This is a genomic window from Protofrankia symbiont of Coriaria myrtifolia, from assembly GCF_900634755.1.
In the GTDB taxonomy this organism is placed as follows: Bacteria; Actinomycetota; Actinomycetes; order Frankiales; family Frankiaceae; genus Protofrankia; species Protofrankia coriariae.
On record NZ_CAAAFS010000150.1, the window covers coordinates 1 to 19,219 of the forward strand.

At 70.7% G+C, this 19,219-nt stretch carries 15 protein-coding genes; 9 read left to right on the forward strand and 6 right to left on the reverse strand.

The window, feature by feature from the left end:
- Positions 1-317 precede the first annotated feature (317 nt).
- The 3 genes from CM1CMNOD_RS08330 to cysC form a co-directional block, all read right to left on the reverse strand.
- On the reverse strand, positions 318-1,031 hold the full coding sequence (locus CM1CMNOD_RS08330; protein ID WP_083828209.1) for a DUF222 domain-containing protein: 714 nt from the start codon (positions 1,029-1,031) through the stop codon (positions 318-320).
- A 563-nt stretch (positions 1,032-1,594) separates the two neighbouring features.
- Positions 1,595-2,374: an SDR family NAD(P)-dependent oxidoreductase gene (locus CM1CMNOD_RS08340; RefSeq protein WP_013873231.1), complete on the reverse strand. Its 780-nt coding sequence runs from the start codon at positions 2,372-2,374 to the stop codon at positions 1,595-1,597.
- A 409-nt stretch (positions 2,375-2,783) separates the two neighbouring features.
- A complete protein-coding gene (gene cysC, locus CM1CMNOD_RS08345) occupies positions 2,784-4,634 on the reverse strand; it encodes an adenylyl-sulfate kinase (RefSeq protein WP_013873232.1) in 1,851 nt (616 codons plus the stop codon).
- Between the two features lie 287 nt (positions 4,635-4,921).
- Here cysC and CM1CMNOD_RS08350 point away from each other — a divergent pair, with 287 nt between their 5' ends.
- The 3 genes from CM1CMNOD_RS08350 to CM1CMNOD_RS08360 all read left to right on the forward strand — a co-directional run bounded on the left by CM1CMNOD_RS08350 (position 4,922) and on the right by CM1CMNOD_RS08360 (position 8,328).
- Entirely contained in the window at positions 4,922-5,695 is a 774-nt protein-coding gene (locus tag CM1CMNOD_RS08350; RefSeq protein WP_013873233.1) for an inositol monophosphatase family protein, read from the forward strand.
- Between the two features lie 301 nt (positions 5,696-5,996).
- Positions 5,997-6,911 carry a sulfate adenylyltransferase subunit CysD gene (cysD, locus tag CM1CMNOD_RS08355; RefSeq protein ID WP_043605827.1) on the forward strand — a complete coding sequence of 305 codons (915 nt, stop codon included), beginning with the start codon at positions 5,997-5,999 and terminating at the stop codon, positions 6,909-6,911.
- A gap of 172 nt (positions 6,912-7,083) precedes the next feature.
- Positions 7,084-8,328, forward strand: coding sequence for a sulfate adenylyltransferase subunit 1 (locus CM1CMNOD_RS08360; RefSeq protein WP_013873235.1), 1,245 nt, complete (start codon positions 7,084-7,086; stop codon positions 8,326-8,328).
- 31 nt (positions 8,329-8,359) lie between these two features.
- Here CM1CMNOD_RS08360 and CM1CMNOD_RS08365 read toward each other — a convergent pair whose 3' ends face one another.
- A complete protein-coding gene (locus tag CM1CMNOD_RS08365) occupies positions 8,360-9,181 on the reverse strand; it encodes a pyrimidine reductase family protein (protein WP_431307445.1) in 822 nt (273 codons plus the stop codon).
- Positions 9,182-9,446: 265 nt separating this feature from the next.
- Here CM1CMNOD_RS08365 and zapE point away from each other — a divergent pair, with 265 nt between their 5' ends.
- On the forward strand, positions 9,447-10,580 hold the full coding sequence (gene zapE / locus CM1CMNOD_RS08370) for a cell division protein ZapE (RefSeq protein WP_013873237.1): 1,134 nt from the start codon (positions 9,447-9,449) through the stop codon (positions 10,578-10,580).
- An 801-nt stretch (positions 10,581-11,381) separates the two neighbouring features.
- Here the strand turns inward: zapE and treZ are convergent.
- A complete protein-coding gene (treZ, locus tag CM1CMNOD_RS08375; protein WP_043603312.1) occupies positions 11,382-13,133 on the reverse strand; it encodes a malto-oligosyltrehalose trehalohydrolase in 1,752 nt (583 codons plus the stop codon).
- Positions 13,134-13,418: 285 nt separating this feature from the next.
- Between treZ and CM1CMNOD_RS08380 the strand changes: the two genes are divergently transcribed.
- The 5 genes from CM1CMNOD_RS08380 to CM1CMNOD_RS08395 all read left to right on the forward strand — a co-directional run bounded on the left by CM1CMNOD_RS08380 (position 13,419) and on the right by CM1CMNOD_RS08395 (position 18,106).
- On the forward strand, positions 13,419-14,213 hold the full coding sequence (locus CM1CMNOD_RS08380) for a histidine phosphatase family protein (RefSeq protein WP_013873240.1): 795 nt from the start codon (positions 13,419-13,421) through the stop codon (positions 14,211-14,213).
- Between the two features lie 690 nt (positions 14,214-14,903).
- Positions 14,904-15,134, forward strand: a complete 231-nt coding sequence (locus CM1CMNOD_RS21635; RefSeq protein ID WP_013873241.1) for a hypothetical protein — start codon at positions 14,904-14,906, stop codon at positions 15,132-15,134.
- Positions 15,119-15,883: an ABC transporter permease subunit gene (locus CM1CMNOD_RS08385; RefSeq protein WP_013873242.1), complete on the forward strand. Its 765-nt coding sequence runs from the start codon at positions 15,119-15,121 to the stop codon at positions 15,881-15,883. Before CM1CMNOD_RS21635 ends, CM1CMNOD_RS08385 begins: the two co-directional genes overlap by 16 nt.
- A gap of 248 nt (positions 15,884-16,131) precedes the next feature.
- Complete coding sequence (locus CM1CMNOD_RS08390) at positions 16,132-17,190, forward strand: NrtA/SsuA/CpmA family ABC transporter substrate-binding protein (protein WP_013873243.1); 1,059 nt, start codon at positions 16,132-16,134, stop codon at positions 17,188-17,190.
- Between the two features lie 133 nt (positions 17,191-17,323).
- Positions 17,324-18,106, forward strand: a complete 783-nt coding sequence (locus tag CM1CMNOD_RS08395; protein WP_013873244.1) for an ABC transporter ATP-binding protein — start codon at positions 17,324-17,326, stop codon at positions 18,104-18,106.
- Between the two features lie 87 nt (positions 18,107-18,193).
- Here CM1CMNOD_RS08395 and CM1CMNOD_RS08400 read toward each other — a convergent pair whose 3' ends face one another.
- Positions 18,194-19,177 carry an aldo/keto reductase gene (locus CM1CMNOD_RS08400; RefSeq protein ID WP_013873245.1) on the reverse strand — a complete coding sequence of 328 codons (984 nt, stop codon included), beginning with the start codon at positions 19,175-19,177 and terminating at the stop codon, positions 18,194-18,196.
- Positions 19,178-19,219: the final 42 nt, after the last annotated feature.

Below are 19,219 nucleotides of genomic sequence, written 5' to 3' on the forward strand. Positions count from 1 at the left end.
GTCTAGTAGTAGGAACCTACGTTTCGCCACCTGTCTCGTCTGAAATGTCCGACGCCCGTCTTCTGGTGTTGTTACCGTGACCGGGCAGCCGGCAGAGCCAGACAGCCGGTAGGGCTGAGCGCACGCCGGGCGTGAGCCGCGACTGGCCGGATCGATCTTGATCGTAGTCACCCGCCCCGCGCTGACCTGCCCGGCCGACGGACCTCTCTCGACCGGCATCCGCCAGCCGCCGGTAGAAATCGCTGTTCTCGCGACCCTTTCTACCTATAACTTCCGCGCCCGTAGATGAGTCCCGCTGCCATCACGACGGAATCCACCTACGGCTTCCATGCCGCCTCTGGAAAGCGGCGGCAGGACGATCTCAGAAGGGCGGCGGGCCGATATCTGGAACGCTGTCCCGTCCGGTTCTGTTCGTGCCCGGATCGTGGCTGCTGCTCTTTCTTCTCACACCGTTCCCACCTGTCCCCGTGACGGCTGTCGCTGATGTTACTGTTCCGGATTTTTCTGTTGTGGAGGCGTCCGTTCCTGGGGCGTCCATCCTTGAGACGGTTGTTCCGGGGACGGCTGATGCTGATGCGTCTGGTGCCCTGTTCGCTACTCGTGGAATGTCCGTCGCCGGCGAGGGCGGCGGCGGAGACGAGTACCCCGACCTCGATGGTCACGTCGCTGCCGCGGTCACGGCCGAGGAGCAGGTCGACGAACGCGTCGGCGCGGCGGGCGCCCATGCCACGGGTCTCGTCCGGGCTGTCGACGGCTTGGCGGGCGAGGGCGTCGAGGCGCTGGTAGGCGGCCTGGGCATCGACCGCGGGCAGCAGCGCCCACAGTTCGGCCATGCCGTCCTCGGCGGGGCGAAGATGGACCTGTCGATCCTCGCGGGCGTGGGCGTGCCGACGACGGGCCCCGGCCGCGTCATCGCCCTCCCCTGCCGGCAGGCCAGCACACCCCGCGCAGCCAGCACACCTCACCGGAGCGGCCGGGGTCGGAGCGGCCGTAGCGACCGGGGCCGGATCGCTCACCTCGGTATCGAACATACGTACGAATATAGTCGCTTATTTGGACATTTCCACCCCAATGGCGGTCAGTCTCTCGGCTCTCCACGCACGTACATCCCGGACTGTATGCGGAAGGTGTCCATATAGATATTTAGAGTTACTTACGGCTATCGAGGGCCCCTGGACCGCGGCCCGCGTCTCGGCCCGCGTCTCGATCTACGTCTCGATCCACGATGTCGTCATCGCCTCGGAGCGGCAGCCAGACCTCGTCCTCGCACGCCGCAGCGTCAACGTGCTCTGGGCGCCGCTGCGCGACAACCGCTGTTGCCAGCCGGCACCACCGCCCCTTACCGCTGCCGCCGCATAGCACGATCAGCTTGACAACTTCACCGAGAATCGGTCCAGTTCGCCGAGATTCGCTCCGAGACGAACAGGTTCCGTTTGTCCAGCTGTGCGTGAACGGATCAGCGGCACCTGCTCTCCTCCTGCCGGTGGTCCGCCATCTCGGCTCGCCCTGTCGCTCATCTTCAGGTGTTGGCCGGTCGTTTGATCGAATCGAATTCGATGATCCGAAAATGTTGCGGTCAGTGGCCGCGTCGTGGTCAGTAGCCGTTGGCGGTGGGGCGGCCCTGCGCGCCGTCCACGGGAATGTGCGCGCCGTTGATCCAGCGGGCGCGGTCGGAGAGCAGGAAGGTGACGACGTCGGCGACTTCCTCGGCGGTACCGAGGCGGCCGGCGGGGAAGTTCCGGCCTTCGAACTCGGCGAACGAAGCGGGGTTGCGCTGCCGGTAGGCCTCCCACCCGCCGCCCGGTATCAGGATCGAGCCCGGGCTGACGGTGTTGACACGGATGTTGTCGGCGGCGAGTTCACAGGCGAAGGCGCCCGCCAGGTAGATTTCGGCGGCTTTGGCCGCGCCGTACTGGGCGCGTGGGGCCGGTTTCCACCCGGAGATCGACGCGATGACCACTATCGCCCCGCCGGAGCGGTGGCGCATGTGTGGGACGGCCGCGCGGACCGCGCGCACGACGTGACCGACGTTGAGCTCGAAGGTGTCCGCCCAGTCCCGCGGCGTCGACTCCAGCAGGCCGCCGCCCACGGTGGCGCCGACATTCGCGACCAGCAGGTCCACCCCGCCGAGGGCGCCGGCCGCGCCGTCGACGAACTCCTCCACCCCGCCGGCGGCGGTGACGTCCGCGGTGTGTGTGAACGTCGGGACGCCCAACCGCCCAAGCTCACCCTCGACGGCGGCGAGATCGTCGCGGGTGCGGGCGCAGATTCCGACCCCGCAGCCTTCGGCGGCGAGCCGGTGCGCGACGGCCCGCCCGATCCCGCGGGAACCACCGGTCACCAGTGCGATCTTCCCGCCCAGCGCCAGATCCACGTGGGGTGTTCTCCTTCGGGGCGCTGATTCAGGGCGCTGGTCTGTCGGACCGCTGATCTGTCAGACCACTTGGTCGGATCACTGCCGGCCATGCCCCGCCCGGCACCGGCCACCCGGATGGCGCAACACCCGGCATCGTTCCTCGAATATGGCCATCCCTCGCACCATACGACGCTGACCACACGCCCGGCCACACAGGCCCGGCCATACGTGCACCCCGCATGCCCCGTCGGCGCCGTCCGCCGAAAATCCATGATCGAGAAATGTTCGACTGTGAAAGTGAGGGAACAAACGGTCACCACGGCAGCCGTTTCCGCCCTCGCTTTCGCACGTCGGACAGGTTTCATGTGTCGGACAGGTTGTGACCGGCTGACCGGCGCGCTGATGTGGGGTCTTTGGCGCGGGTGGGTCAGGGGGCCAGCCAACCGTCGGTGCGCAGGTGACTGAGGACGGTCTGGACGGCGTCGTGGGGGGAGGCGTCCACGGTGTCGATCACGATGTCGGCGTCGGTGGGTTCCTCGTAGGGGTCGGAGACGCCGGTGAAGGTCGGGATGATGCCGGCGCGGGCCTTGGCGTAAAGGCCTTTGCGGTCCCGGGCCTCGCAGACCTGAAGCGGGGTGGCGACATGGACCAGGACGAACCCGCCGCCGCTGTCCTCGACCATCGTCCGGACCTGGTGGCGAACGTCGTCATAGGGGGCTATCGGGGCGCAGACGGCGGTGCCGCCGACGGCGGTCACGGACGCCGCGACAAAGCCGATCCGCAGGACGTTGGCATTGCGGTCCTCACGGGAGAATCCCAGCCCCTTGGACAGGTGCAGCCGGACGACGTCCCCGTCGAGCAGGGTGACCCTGCGGTCCCCGCGTTCCAGCAACCGGCACACGAGCAGTTTGGCAAGCGTCGACTTGCCCGAGCCGGACAGCCCGGTGAACAGCACGGTCAGGCCCCGCTCGCTGCGCGGCGGCTGCGCCCGGACCAGTTCGGCGGCCACCGCCGGGGGGGTCAGCGCCGGGGGCAGCCGCGTCCCGCGGTCGAGCAGCATCGACAGCGCGGCCGCGCCGGGGGCGCTGGGCGCCGGGCCCACGGTCATCGCGCTGAATCCGTAGGCGAGGCAGACCTGCGTCCGGTAGGCCACCTCCCCGGCGAGGGCAGGCTCGCTGTCGCGGTCGTCGGTCTCCTGGCCGGCGTTGCGCTGGTACTGGCCGTCGCCACCGCCACCACCACTACTGCCATCCCGGCCACCGGCTCCCCGGCCGGTGCTTCGTTCCTGGCCGGTGCCCGGCCGGCCGGCTGGCTGCCGGCCGGCGGTGGCGGCCCGGCCGGACACCGCGTGGCCAGCGGCCGTCGGCCTGCCGCCATCCGTGACGGTCTCGAAGCGGATGACGGTGTCCGGGCCGAAGGCGACCGACTCCGTCAGGCGGGTGACCGGCTGCACCGGTACCAGGGCGAGCAAGGCCCGCACGTCGCTGAGCGTGGCCAGCGCCGCCTTCAGGCACCGGATGCGCAGGTGGTGACGGGCATCGGCGGGGTCTGCTCCACCGACCGGGGCGAGTACGACGACAGCGCCGCCGGCGGCGCCCAACGCCTCGATGCGGTCCAGGTCGGCGGTGTGCAGCAGGCCGTCGGCCCATACCGCGACGGGCGCCGGCTCGTTCGGGGCGGTCCAGCCGCGCCGGAGCAGTTCCGCGCGCAGCGCCGCGGGGGTGAAGCGCAGCTCCGGATAGTCGGGATGCTCGGGCAGTCGCAACCCTTCGACCGTCCCGGACAGGGCCGAGCCCACGACCTCGGTCAGATGCAGCGCGGCGAGCATGACGCCTTCGGAGTCCCGCAGGGCGACCGTCGAACCGGGCTGGAACTTCTCGGCGTCCTGGGTACCGGCGTCCCCGGCATCCACGGTGTACTGCGGTGCCGGGTAGTGGGCGGGCAGCGGCGAGGCCGGCGGGTGTCCCGGTGCCGCCGGCGGGGAGCCCGGTAGCGGGGAGATCGGCGCTGGGGAGATCGGTGCCGGGGAGGCCACCGCCGAGGGTCTCCAGGCCGGGCTGGCCGGGCTGGCCGGCCTGGCCGGGCTGGCCGGGCCGTTGTGTCCGTGGTCCGGTGGGGGATCGTCTCGTGGTGGATACCCGCCGGACAGCCGCAGCTCCAGTTCCGCGAGCTGAACAGCGCTCAGTGTCACTGACTGCCAGCGCAGCGAGGCCGCGGTCAGTTCCGCGGCACGCGCTTCGTCGACCAGCAGTGCGGTCCTCTCACCGGTGGTACGCACACCGGTGACGGTAACGGTTGGCGCGCGTATCCCGCCGCTGGTGACGGGCTGGCGCGCCGCCTGCCATCACAATCGGTGGCACACTTCCGCTGATGAGCAGCCAGCGGCCGGCGGGCGCCGGCGGGGAAGTCCCCGGCATATCCGCAGACGCCGCCACGGGTGGGCCCGCCCCTGGCGATTCCCCATCCGATGATCCCGTATCCGCTGCTCCCGTATCTGGTGGTCCCGTATCCGGTGGTCCGGCATCTGGTGGTCCGGCCGTCCGCGACCTGCCTGCCGATGTTCCCGTGCTCGATGACGCCGCGTTGGCGGCGCGGCTGGCCACCGACGCGGGCGCGCTGCTGCTGCGGATCCGCGTCGAGCTGGGGTTCGCCGATCCCGCCGCGCTGCGGGACGCCGGCGACGCCCGTTCGCAGGCGCTGCTGGCGGCTGCGCTGGCCCGTCACCGCGGCCAGGACGCGGTCTTGTCCGAGGAGGCAATCGACGACCCCGCCCGGCTCACCGCCCGCCGGGTGTGGATCATTGACCCGTTGGACGGGACCCGGGAGTTCAGCGAGCCGGGCCGCTCCGACTGGGCGGTGCACGTCGCGCTGTGGCAGGACGGCGAGCTGGCCGCGGGCGCTGTCGCGCTCCCGGCGCAGGGCATCACGTTGGCGACCGGCGGGCCGTCCGCTGTACCTGCCCGGTCCGCCGCCCCTGTCGCTCCTGCCCCGCCTGCCGGTGGTGGTGGCCCGCGGCTGGTGGCCAGCCGGACCAGGGCCCCCGCGCTGGTCACCACGGTGGCTGAGGCGCTGGGTGGCACGGTCGTGCCGCTGGGTTCCGCCGGCGCGAAGGTGGCGGCGGTCGTCCGCGGTACGGCAGACGCCTACCTGCACGCCGGCGGTCAGTACGAGTGGGACTCGGCCGCGCCGGTGGCCGTCGCCCGCGCGGTGGGCCTGCACACCAGCCGGCTCGACGGATCCGCGCTGGTCTACAACCGGCCGGATCCGTACCAGCCGGATCTGCTGGTCTGCCGTCCCGAGCTGGCCGCCGGGATCCTGGCGCTGGTCGCCCGCGGCTGACCGGTGCCGACGGACTGGTGCCGGCTGATCAGTGTCGGCTGACCGGTGTCGGCTGACTGGTGCCGGCTGACCGGTGCCGGTTGGTCGGTGCCGCCTGGTGGCCGGCCACGAGCGGCCAGCGGCCAGCCGCCGGCCGGCGGCCATCAGCCAGTGATCAGCGATTGGCGATCGGCGACTGAAGGTAACCATCCGCTGGTCGCCGCATGCCCGCCGGAGTCGCTGTCCCGTGGGCCGCCGCGTGGGCTACGTTGGGTGGAATCATCCGCCGGCTTTCGCCGCTGTTCTCGACGAGGGATTCCGCGTGCCCGCGATCGGCTACGAGCTCACCCATCTGCAGACGCTCGAGTCCGAGGCGATCCATATCTTCCGCGAGGTGGCGGCCGAGTTCGAGCGTCCCGCGCTGCTGTTCTCCGGTGGCAAGGACTCGATCGTCATGCTCCGGGTCGCGGAGAAGGCGTTCTGGCCGGCGAAGCTGCCCTTCCCGCTGGTGCACATCGACACCGGCCACAACTTCCCCGAGGTGATGGAGTTCCGGGACGCCCGGGCCGCGCAGCTGTCCGCCCGCCTGGTCGTGGGCTCCGTCCAGGACGCCATCGACGCCGGGACCATCACCGAGGACACCCGTCCCGGCGCGTCACGTAACCAGCTGCAGACGCCGGTGCTGCTCGACACCATCGAGGAGAACAGGTTCGACGCCGTCTTCGGCGGGGCGCGGCGGGACGAGGAGAAGGCCCGGGCGAAGGAGCGCGTCTACTCCTTCCGGGACGAGTTCGGCCAGTGGGACCCGAAGAACCAGCGTCCCGAGCTGTGGTCGCTCTACAACGGCCGGCACCGGCCGGGTGAGCACATCCGGGTGTTCCCGCTGTCGAACTGGACCGAGCTCGACATCTGGCGCTACATCGCACAGGAGAACCTGGAGATCCCGTCGATCTACTACGCGCATACCCGGGAGGTGGTGGAGCGCGACGGCATGCTGCTCGCGGTGACCGCGCTGACGCCGCCGCTGGCGGGGGAGCGGGTGCTCTCCCGCCAGGTCCGCTACCGGACGGTGGGGGACATGTCCTGCACGGGTGCGATCGAGTCGAGCGCGGTGGCGATCGACGAGGTGATCGCCGAGGTCGCGGCCACCAGGATCACCGAACGTGGCGCGACCCGGGCCGACGACCGGGTCAGCGAGGCGGCGATGGAGGACCGCAAGCGGGAGGGCTATTTCTGATGGCCTTCTGACGGCCGCCCGCTGATGGCCGTACCGGTTCTGGTTCTTCCGGCCCTGCGATGGCCGGTCCTGCGATGTCTGTGCTGCTGATGGCCGTGACGGTCCCGATGGCCGTGACGGATGTGCCGTGGGTGCTGGCTGCGGGTGCCCTGACGCGTGCTGGAGAGGTGTGATGAGAGAACTGCTGCGGGTCGCCACCGCGGGTTCTGTCGACGATGGCAAGTCCACGCTGATCGGACGGCTGCTGTTCGACACCAAGTCGCTGTTCTCCGACCAGTTGGCCGCGGTGGAACGCACCAGCCGGGAACGCGGGGACGGCTATGTCGACCTGGCGCTGCTCACCGACGGGCTGCGGGCCGAACGTGAGCAGGGCATCACCATCGATGTCGCCTACCGTTACTTCGCCACCCCGAAACGGTCGTTCATCCTCGCCGACACCCCCGGCCACGTGCAGTACACCCGCAACATGGTCACCGGGGCCTCCACCGCCGACCTCGCGTTGCTGCTGGTCGACGCCCGCAGGGGGGTGCTCCAGCAGACCCGGCGGCACGCCTTTCTCGCGTCGCTGCTGCGGGTCCCGCATCTTGTCCTGTGCGTGAACAAGATGGACCTGGTCGGTTTCGACGAGGCCGTGTTCGAGAAGATCAAGGACGAGTTCCGGGCGTTCGCCGCCAAGCTGGAGATCGTCGACGTGGCGACGATCCCGATCTCCGCGCTCGGTGGGGACAATCTGGTCTCCCGGTCGCCGAGCACCCCCTGGTACGAGGGCACCTCGCTGCTGCACCATCTGGAGGAGCTGCACATCGCCTCCGACCGCAACCTCATCGACGTCCGCTTCCCGGTGCAGTGGGTGGTCCGGCCGCGCACCGACGAGCTGCACGACTACCGCGGCTACGCCGGCCAGGTCGCCGGCGGTGTCCTGCGGCCGGGGGACGAGGTGATCGTCCTGCCGTCCGGGCTGACCTCGCGCATCGCCGCGATCGACACCTACGACGGGCCGGTGGCGGAGGCGTTCCCGCCGATGTCGGTGACGATCCGGCTCGAGGACGACCTGGACGTCTCCCGCGGGGACATGATCGCCCGGCCGGCGAACCAGCCGACGGTCGGCCAGGACGTCGACCTGATGGTCTGCTGGATGGTGGACGCGCCGCTGCGGCCCCGGGCCCGGCTCGCGATCAAGCACACCACCCGGTCCGTCCGCAGCGTGATCAAAAATATCGCCTACCGGGTGGACGTCGACACCCTGCACCGGGACGAGTCCGCCGCCGAGCTGCGGCTGAACGACATCGGCCGGGTGACGGTGCGGACGACCACGCCGCTGTGCTTCGACCCGTACCGGCGCAACCGCGCGACCGGCAGCGTGATCCTCATCGACGAGGCCACCGGGGCCACGGTCGGCGCAGGCATGCTCCTCTGAGCACGATCCGCCGTGGCGGTCGCGTGGCTGGTCAGCGGCGCAGATAGCGCAGGAACAGGTTGCCGTCCTCCTCGAGAACGTGACCGAGCGTCATCGTCAGCGGGGCCCGCCAGCGCCGGCCGCGGACCATCCGCAGATGGTCGGGGCCGGCGAGCAACGGGGCGAAGGTCAGGCACAGCTCGTCGAGCAGGCCGGCGTCCGCAAGATCGGCGTGCAGGGACGGCCCGCCCTCGCACAGGACGCGGCCCAGCCCCCGCTCGCCCAGGGCGCGCAGGGCCACGGCTGGATCCACCGTCCGCTCACCGCAGATCAGGACGTCGGCGACCTCCGCGAGCGCCCCCCGCCGGGCGGGGGGCGCGGCCTCGCAGGTCAGCACCAGCGGGCGCACCGGCGCGGCGAACAGCCGGGCGGACGGCTCCAGTCGCAGGGCCGCGGAGACGACGGCGATCGGCGGGACCGCGTTCTGCCCGGCCGCGACCCGCCGTTCGCGCCGGTCGGGCGGGACGACGACCGGCCCGTAGTCCTCGGCGACCGCGGTGCCGGCGCCGACGAGGACGACGTCGGCGAGCCACCGCAGCAGTCGGAAGACCCGGCGGTCGGCGCTCCCGCCCAGGGCGCCGGAACGGCCGTCTACCTCGGTGGCCCCGTCGATCGAGGAGACGAAGTTCGACCGGACGTGCACCTGCCCGGTGGCGAGCGGCGGCAACCGGTAGCAGACGTCCAGGTCGACGGCGTCCGCGGCGCCGGCTCCGGCACTGGTCGCGACGCCGGTACCGTCCGCAAGATCGGCAGTGCTCGCAAGATCGGTACTGTCCGCGGCATCGGCGCTGCCCACCGCGTGGGTACTGGCCACAACATCGGCATTGCCGGACAACAGGTGGCGCACTCCGACAACTCTATTCTCGACGGGGTGTGCCAGGCCGCCGTGCCTTCCTGGGTTGTGCCGTGCCTTCCCGGGTTGTCCGGGCCGGCGCCGTCCGTTGTTCCTTCCTGAAAAGCAACCGGATCGGACACGGGAGATCGGAAGTCACAGTGTTCGGGGCGAAAAAGATGTGAGCTCGCTCGCGTGACACTTCTTGGGACAACATCAGCCCGGTGTTTTTTCGTAGGGTGAGAAAATGCCGGAACGTCTGGTCGACCGCCATCCTGAGGTACTCCCGGACGATCTGGTCGCGGCCCTGCTGCCGCCGCCGCGGTTCAACGACGTCCGTTTCGACACCTATCGGCCGGATCCCGCCGAGCCGAGCCAGGCCGCCGCCGTCGTGGCACTCGGCCAGTTCGCCAGCCGGGTCGCCGGTGGCGGCCGGGCGGGGGAGTCCGCCGGCGGGCGCGGCCTGCTGCGCTTCGGCCGTCGTAACAGCAGTGGACGCAGCACCCGCCACGGCGGGCCGGTGGCCGCCACCGGCGCGGGCCCCACCCGCCCCGGGGTCTATCTCGACGGCGGCTTCGGGGTCGGCAAGACCCACCTGCTCGCCTCGCTGTGGCACGCCGTGCCGGGGCCCAAGGCATACGGGACGTTCGTCGAGATCACCTCCCTGGTCGGCGCGCTCGGGTTCGCCCGGACGGTGGACGCGCTCGCCGGCCTGCGGCTGCTGGCCATCGACGAGTTCGAGCTGGACGACCCCGGTGACACCGTCCTCGTCTCCACGCTGCTGACCAGGCTGGTGGAGGCCGGTGTCCGGCTGGCGGCGACGAGCAACACCCAGCCGGAGGATCTCGGGGCCGGCCGGTTCGGCGCCGACGACTTCCTGCGCGAGATCCAGGGGCTGTCCGCGCAGTTCCACGTCCTGCGGGTCGAGGGTGAGGACTTCCGGCACCGCGGCCTGCCCAAGCCCCCGGTGCCCCTGGGCGACCAGGAGGTCAGCCGCCGCGCCGCGGCCACCCCCACCGCCAGCGAGGACGACTTCGCCAGCCTGTGCGCGCACCTGGGCGAACTGCACCCGTCCCGCTACGGCGCGCTGGTCGACGATGTCGGCCTGGTCTGCCTGCACGGGGTGGCCCAGGTGGTTGACCAGGCGGTGGCGTTGCGGCTGGTCGTCCTCGCCGACCGGCTCTACGACCGGTCGGTGCCCGTCGCGGTGTCCGGCCGGCCCTTCGACGAGCTGTTCTCCCCGGAGATGTTCGCCGGGCCGCACCGCAAAAAGTTCCAGCGCGCGGTGTCGCGGCTGTCCGCGCTCGCCCGTGACGGCGGCGCCGACGAGATGGTCGTCCGGGAAGGCTCGGCGAGCAGCGGCGGCCGACCGGCCGCGTAGAGCGGCCTGGCCGCGGACCGGCCGTTCCTACGGGCGGGGCCCTGCCCCGACGAGCCGAGGCCGGCCGTGAAGAACGGCCGGCGGGCAGCGTCACGACGGTCCTGCCCGGGTCTGGGCGGTTGACCGCGTTCCCCGCGGGCGGGCACGCCCCCATTCCCGCTGTCCCACGTTTCGCGTAGGTGCCGCGTGCCCCGCGGGCGGGCACGTCCCGGTGGTTGTCCCGTCGCACCGGTGGCGGGACACTTGTTCTCTGCCGCCATGCTGGTCGAACGCACCGGGCCGGCCAGGCGTGCCGGTGGATGTACCGTCGGCGAATGCCGGTGGACATCGCCGACAGCTGTCGACGGACATCGGCGGACGCCGCCGCGCGGGGAGCCGACCGACAGCCGGGCGGTGGCCACGGCCGGGTCCGTGTCGTTGCCGGCCTGTCGTGTCGAGGGCGACCCGGAGGGGGATGGGGACGGATGACGGACTACGTCGTTCTGCTGGTCGTCGTGCTGGTACTGGCCGTCTGCATCCTCGGGCTGTTGTATCTCGTGCTGTCCGGGTCCGAGGAGCAGGACCGGCGGTAACCGGCGCGGACCGGCGCATATTGGCGCGGATTCGCGCGCGTCAGCGTGCGTCAGTACGGATCGGGTACGAGTGCACGCGGCTCGCGAGGCGCACCGAGGCGCGCGTCCCCACGCGGATTCATGCCGCCCGCGGGACGGATTTCCCGGCCTGCGGGGAAACACAGCGTGCGGGAAACGCAGCCTGCGGGAAACCCGTCCCGCCGGGCCGGCGGGACGGGTCCCGGCGTGTTCAGAGCAGTCGGGCGATCACGACTGATTCGGCGTCCAGTTCGATGCGTCCTGGCATGAAGGTGAAACCGGTGGCGGAGGCGGCCGGGATGTCGAAGGGAACTCCCTCGACCGGCACCGGCTGGCGCCGGTCGGACAGGTTGCACACGACGGCGACCTGCCCACGGCGCAGCACGAACCACCGGGCGTCCTCGTCGAAGGTGCAGTGCACCGACGGCAGGGCGGGGTCGGTGAGGTCGGGCAGGGTCCTGCGCAGCGCGGTCAGCCGCCGGTACCACTGCAGCAGCCCGGCGTGCCGGGGGGCGGTGAGCTGCGACCAGTCGAGCCTGGAGCGGACGAACGTCGCCTCGTCCTGGGGGTCGGGGATCTCGTCGGGCCCCCAGCCGTGCGCGGCGAACTCGCCGCGGCGGCCCTTGCGGATGGCGTCGGCCAGGCCCGGCGCGTCGTGGTCGCTGAAGAACTGCCAGGGCGTGGTCGCGCCCCACTCCTCGCCCATGAACAGCATCGGCGTGAACGGGGAGGTCAGCAGCAGCGCGGCGCCGACCCTGAGCAGGCCGGCGCTCAGCGTCGCGCTCGCCCGGTCGCCGATCGCCCGGTTGCCGACCTGGTCGTGGTCCTGGAGGAACACGATGAAACGGTGGGCGGGCAGGTGGTTCGGCACCGGACGGCCGTGGGAGCGTCCCCGGAACGTCGAGTACGTCCCGTCGTGGACGAACGCGTGCTCCATCGCCTTGGCGAGGGTGGCGAGGCCGCCGAAGTCGCTGTAGTAGCCCTGGCGTTCGCCGGACAGGGCCGCCCACAGGGCGTGGTGGACGTCGTCGCACCACTGCGCGTCCAGGCCGTGTCCGCCGGCTTCGCGGGTGGTGACCACCCGGGGGTCGTTCAGGTCGGACTCGGCGATGACGAACAGCGGCCGGCGCTGCTGGGCGGCGAGCCCGTGCACCGCCGTGGTGATCTCCTCCAGCAGGTGGACGGCCCGGTTGTCGGCGAAGGCGTGCACCGCGTCCAGCCGCAGGCCGTCGCAGTGGTAGTGCCGCAGCCAGCCGAGCGCGTTGTCGACGATGAAGGCCCGGACCTCGTCCGAACCGGGCGCGTCGAGGTTGACCGCGGGCCCCCAGGGCGTGACATGGGAGTCGGTGAAGTAGGGGCCGAAGCGGGACAGGTAGTTGCCGTCCGGCCCGAGATGGTTGTGGACTACGTCCATGATCACACCGATGCCCCGGTTGTGGGCCGCGTCCACGAAGCGTTTGAGCCCGTCCGGGCCGCCGTAGGGCTCGTGCACGGCGAAGAGGTCCACGCCGTCGTACCCCCAGCCGTGCCGGCCGGCGAAGGCGTTGACGGGCAGCAGTTCGACCGCGTCGACCCCGAGCGCCACGAGGTGGTCGAGCCGTGCGATGGCCGCGTCGAAGGTGCCCTGCGGGGTGAACGTGCCGATGTGCAGCTCGTAGAGGACGCTGCCGGCGAGCGTGATGCCCCGCCATGCGTTGTCGGACCAGGAGAACAGCGAGTGGTCGACCAGGCGCGAGCGGCCGTGGACGCCGTCCGGCTGCCAGGCCGAGCGGGGGTCGGGCAGCTCGTCGACGTCGCCGTCGACGAGGAAGGCGTAGTCGGTGCCGTGCCCGGCCGCGGGCACGTTGACCCACCACCAGCCGCCCTCGTCGGTCATCATTTCGTGAACGGTTTCGCGACCGTCCGTGCTGGTGGTTACACTCACCGTCTTGGCATCTGGCACCCACACGCGGAAAGTGCTCATCGGTACTGTCTACCCGTTGTCGATTGCATGAGCATCTGTGATCTCGATTTCACGGCGCCGTTACAGGTGTGGTGTCGCGCATCTGCCTGACGTTCCGGTTGACGTTGCGTCGAGCGGCCCTCCGCTGATCGTGTGATCGCCCGGGTTTCGTCCTGCCCATGTTTCAGGGCAGCACGGATCGGGTCCGTCCCGCCCGGGGTTCCGGCCGGTTCCGGGACGAATCACGACTCGATTGTCGCGGCTGTGGTTCGGCCGTGGTTCGAGTATCGCGGATACTCTGTGATCATGCACATAGCGACAACGGATGATGCCATCGCGTGGGGTGTGCCGGCGGAACTCGTCGTGGTGCGGCACGGGCAGAGTACCGGCAATGCGGCCCTCGCCGCGGCCGATGCCGCCGGCAGCCAGGACGCCGGCATCACCGAGCGGAATCCCGACATCCCGCTGTCGCCGCTCGGCCGGGAGCAGGCCGGCGACCTCGGCCGCTGGTTCGCCTCGCTGCCGCCGGAACGCATCCCGCAGATCATCGAGTCCTCGCCGTACGTCCGGGCGCGGGACACCGCCGACATCGTGCGGGACGAACTGGCACGTGCCGGCCGGGCGGTGCCCCCACCCGTCCTCGACGAGCGGCTGCGGGACCGCGAGACGGGTGTGCTGAGCGGGCTGCCCGCGGCGGCCAGGCAGGCCCGGTTCCCCGACGAGGTGCGGCGGCGGGCCCATCTCGGTGAGCTCTACTACCGGCCGCCGGGCGGCGAGTCCCTCACCGACGTGGCGCTGCGGCTGCGCAGCTTCCTGCGGGACGTCTGCCGGGAACAGGCCGGCCGCCGGGTGCTCGTCGCCGCGCACGACGCTGTCGTGATCATACTCCGGTTCGTCCTCGAGGGCCTGACCGAGAGCGAACTGGTGGCGCTGAGCGGTTCGGTCGCCAACGCGTCCGTCACCCGCTGGGTGGCGGACACCGGACGCCTGCGCCTGGCCGACTACAACCGGACCGGTCATCTCCGGCCCGGCCGCATCCGGAGCGATCAGCCGCACGGCGGCCATCCCCTCGGCGGTCATCCCGGCGCCGGTAGCGGCTGACAGCGGGGGAACGCGCGGCGCGTCCCCGGTGCCCCCACCGCGTCCTTGCGGGATTCTCCACACCGGACGACGGGGATCCGCCCGCGGCGGGGAACCGCTGCCCCGCGGCGGCGGCGTCGGATTCACATCGTCGAACGTTCCCGGTCGAGCCTTCTCTGTCGTATCAGTCTCCGGCCATGCACGCTCGGTCGCGATCATCTGTTTGTCGTCGGGACAGTTGACAACTTTCCCCACCGTCAAGGTGGAGAACTATGATTTCTGCCATATTCCGATCATCTTGACGATTACTGGCTGTTTCCCCGAAAGTCCACAGTTATGTCGCCGCGCACACCACTGATTCGCCGTCGGTGTGTGGACTACGCGTTGGTGTGTAGCTGTCGCTGTTCGTTCTGTCGAGCCTAGCTCGGGCAGGGCGAGTCGATCCGCCGGGTCACCCGTCGCTCACGGATCCCACGACCGTACATTCCTGACTTCCCCGGGCTGCCGGCGGCCGATTTCCGGCACCGGAACGTCCACCGTCCTCCAACCGCCATTAGCCGTAGCGCCGTCAGCCCCCACCGCCGTTAGCCGTGCCCCTGACGGCCCGCCTCGGCCGGGCCCGCCCGTCACGCCCCGGATGTCGCGTCATGGCGGGTGACCAACCATGACAGCCGTTGTCGGTCACCGTCCGTAGAGAGACCAGGAAGAATCATGGCAGACCAGACGATCGTGCAGACGCATCCCGTGGCCCGCGGCCCGCGGGACAGCACCGACGTCGGGCCCGACGTGGCTGTTCGGGCCGAGACCGACGCCGGTGTCGAGGCGGGTGCCACGCCCGAGGCGGGTGCCGGCGTCGACGCCGGCGGCCCGGCCGAAGGCCCCCCGCCGGCAGGAGCGCCCCGGCGGGGGGCCGCCGGGGCATCGGGGTGCCCTACCGGCTGATCTCCTGGCTCAGCCCGCTGGTGCTACTGGTTATCTGGGAGGCCTTCGCCCGCAGCGGGGTGATCTCCACGCAGGTGCTGCCCGCGCCGACGAAGGTGCTGTCCACCGCCCGGGAGCTCACCGCCAGCGGCCAGCTCCCGAAGGACGCGCTGATCAGCCTGCGGCGGGCGGCAACCGGCTTCGTGATCGGCGGCGGGATCGGCCTCGCCCTGGGCGTCGCGGTCGGTTTCTCCAGGCTCGCGGACGCGGTGCTCGACCGTCCGATCCAGATGATCCGCGCGGTGCCCTTCCTGGCGATCCTGCCGCTGGTGATCGTGTGGTTCGGGGTCGGCGAGTCCGGCAAGGTCTTCCTGGTCGCGCTCGGTGTCGCGACCCCGATCTACCTCAACACCGTGCTGGGTATCCGGCAGGTGGATCCCAAACTCCTTGAGCTCGGGCGGGTCATCGGCCTGCCCCAGCGTCAGCTCATCCGCCGGATCGTGCTGCCGGGCGCGCTGCCCTCGATCCTCAACGGCATCCGCCTGGCCATCACCACCGCGTGGCTCGCCCTGGTGGTCGCCGAAACCGTCGGCGCCGACTCCGGCATCGGTTTCATGGCGATGGACGCGCGTGAATTCCTGCGGACCGACGTCATCGTGCTGGCGATACTGATCTACGCGGCCATCGGAATTCTTTCCGACCTGGCCGCCCGGGTACTCGAACGTCGGCTGCTCTCCTGGCACCCGAACTACGCGAACGCCCGGAGCTGATCACGGCCACGGCCGGCCGGCTGTTCTTACGACGTGCCACCGGCCCGCGCGGCCCACGGACACCAGGCATCCCGGCCGTTCCGGCCTGACCAGCTGTTTCGATATCACCCGTTCCGATATCACCCGTTCCGGTCACATCTGTTCCGGTCACATCGGTTCCACCTGCGCAATTTCCAGGTGCGCCGCCGCACCAGGTAGTCAATACAACTGTCGGCCATTGAATGGTCTCGTGCTGTAAAGGAAAGCCGATGTCTCCTGCGAACTCCCTGTGGACTCCGACCGTCGCCCGTGGCGCCGGTGCCGGCACCGGCCGGCACGTGGTGATCGGCCGGCGCGGCCTGTCCCGGCGGACCTTCCTGTCCACCGTCGCCGCGGCCGGGCTGGCAGTCCCGCTGGCCGCCTGCGGCTCGGACGACAGCAGCAGCGGCGGCGGCAACACCAGCACGGTCCGGCTGACCTTCGGGACGGGGTCGCCGGAGAAGGAACGCGGCGAGCTGGAGAAGAACCTGCGGGCGCAGGGCATCGCGGTCCAGTGGCTCGGCCCCTTCCCGAACCACGCCCCGACCATGCAGGCGGTCACCGGAGGCAGCGCGGACTTCAGCTTCGGGGGAAGTTCCACGCCGGCGGACGCCGCCATTCTTGCCGGCTCCCCGCTGGTCTACGTCGGATTCGGCGAGTCGTCGCCGCGGACCAGCGCGATCCTCGTCCTGCCGAAGTCGGGAATCCGCTCGGTGAAGGACCTGGCAGGGAAGTCGGTCGCGGTGAACAAGGCCGGGCTCGGGGAGTTCCTGCTGGTGGCGGCCCTGGAGAAATACGGCGTCCCCAAGGACCAGGTGAAGTTCGTGTACCTGAACCCGCCGGACGCGGGACCGGCGTTCTCCACGGGGAAGGTCGACGCCTGGTCTATCTGGTCCGGCCCGCGGGAGCAGGCCGAGGTCACCTACGGCGCCGTCCCCATCTTCGTTGACCAGGACGAGCTGCCCCGGCAGTTGGACTTCCGTACCTATCTGGTCCGCCGGGAATACGCCGAGAAGAACCCCGACCTCGTCCGCAAGGTGATCAATGCCTACGTGGCGGAGTACGAGTGGCAGGCGAACCACATAGAGGAGACGGTGCGGATCCAGACCGCCGCGGCCAACTACCCGGACGGCGTCCTGCAGAAGCTGACGGCCAACAGGGTCGTCACAAAGCTCAAGCTGATCGACGACGATGCGATCGAGAAGCTCCAGTACGGCGCGGACTGGATGACCGACCACAAGGTGCTGTCCGGCAAGCTCGTCGTCGCCGACCACGCCGTCAAGCTGTAGCGCCGTCCGCCGCGGCCATCGTCTGAAGCGGCCACTGTCTGGGGCAGGGGCCGCGGGCGGCACGGCCCGGCTCCACGGCCTTGCCGAACACCTGGTTGCCAGCCGAACACCTGGTTGAAGGGAACGCGAGGTAATGACATCCCAGCCCGCCACCGTCCCGCGGGAGACCGCGGATGCCGCGTCCGCCGGGGGAGCGTCCCTCGTCCGGGTCCGTGGCCTGCGCCGCGCCTATCAGGACAAGGTCGTCATCGACGGGCTCGACGTCGACATCGCCGCCGGTGAGTTCGTCGCCCTGCTGGGCAAGAGCGGCTGCGGCAAGACCACCCTGCTGCGGACCCTCGCCGGCCTCGACCAGCCCGACGCCGGCACAGTCGACGTGCCGGCGCAGCGGGCGGTGGTGTTCCAGGAGCACCGGCTGCTGCCGTGGGAACGGGTCTGGCGCAACGTCGCGATCGGGCTGCCGCGGGGCGAGGGACAGCAGAAGGCCGCCGCCGCGCTGGCGGAGGTCGGCCTCAGTAGCCATCTCGAGGCGTGGCCGATCACCCTCTCCGGTGGGGAGGCGCAGCGGGTCGCCCTCGCCCGGGCGCTGGTCCGCGAGCCGAAACTGCTGCTGCTCGACGAGCCGTTCGCCGCCCTCGACGCACTGACCAGGATCAAGATGCACGAGCTCGTCCGGGAGTTGGTCGCCCGGCACCGGCCGGCGGTGCTGCTGGTCACCCACGATGTCGACGAGGCGATCACGCTCGCCGACAGAGTCCTGGTCATGCGGACAGGGGAGATCGCCGCCGAGCACCGTATCCAGCTCACCGGTGCCCGGGGCCGGGCGGACGGTGACTTCCTGGCGCTACGGGAGACCCTGCTGGCCGAACTCGGTGTGCTCCCCGGCCCCGGCGCGCTGGCGGCGGTCGCCACCTGACCGGCCCCACGCGCCGGCCGGCGCGTGGGGCCGGCGTGGAGGGGGCTCCCGAGCGTGCACTGGGACCACCCCTACTGGGATCACCAGCTACTGGGACCACCAGGTGGGTGTGCGGTCCCAGCGGTGGCGCCTCCAGCGGTCCAGCAGTTCCGGCGTCGGCGGGGGAGCGTCACTGACGGCGATGTTCTCCTCCACGTGCCGGATCCGGCGCATCCCCGGAATGACGGTGGACACCGCGGGGTCCGCGAGGATGAACCGCAGGGCCGCCTGGGCCATCGACATACCCGACGGTATGTCCTGGCGCAGGCGCTCGGCCCGCTCCACGCTCGCTTCCAGGTTCTCGGGTACGAAGTAGCTGTTGCGCCAGTCCCCCTCGGGCCAGCGGGTGTCCCGGGTCAGCCGGCCGGTGAGGGTCCCCTCGTCGAACGGGACCCGCGCGATGATCGCGATATCGTGCTCCGCCGCGGCGGGAAACAGCGCGTCCCGCGGCGACTGGTCGAAGATGTTGAAGATCACCTGCACCGCGTCCGCCAGCCCCGTCTCCAGCGTGCGCAGCACGTTCCACGGTTCCCAGCGGTTCACGGAGATCCCGACGGCTTTCACGACGCCCTGTTCCTTCAGGGAGAGCAGAGGGCGCTGCCAGCGTTCGTCCATGGCCCAGGAGTCCTCCCAGACGTGCATCTGCAGGAGGTCGATGGAGCCCAGCCCGAGGTTGTCCAGGCTCCGTCCGACGTACTCCTCGATATGGTCGGCGGGGAAGACGTCCTCAAGGCGTGACTTCCGCGTCGACGGCCAGGCGAGATCCTTCGGCGGCACCTTCGTCGCGACGTACAGCCGGCGGTCCGGGTTCGCCCGGACCAGCTGCCCGAGCAGTTGCTCGCTGTGCCCGCGGCCGTAGATCCAGGCCGTGTCGAAGAAGGTGCATCCCAGGTCGACCGCCCGCTGGAGGGCGTCGATCTTCTCGTCATCCAGGGCTCCGGTCCATCCCTGGACACCGCCGCCCATGCCCCACATGCCCATGCCGACCTCGGAGACCTGCCAGCCGAGCCGCCCGAACCGCCGATACCGCATGCTTCTCCTCCACCGGTCGCCACCGGCGTGCCGTCGAGTGCC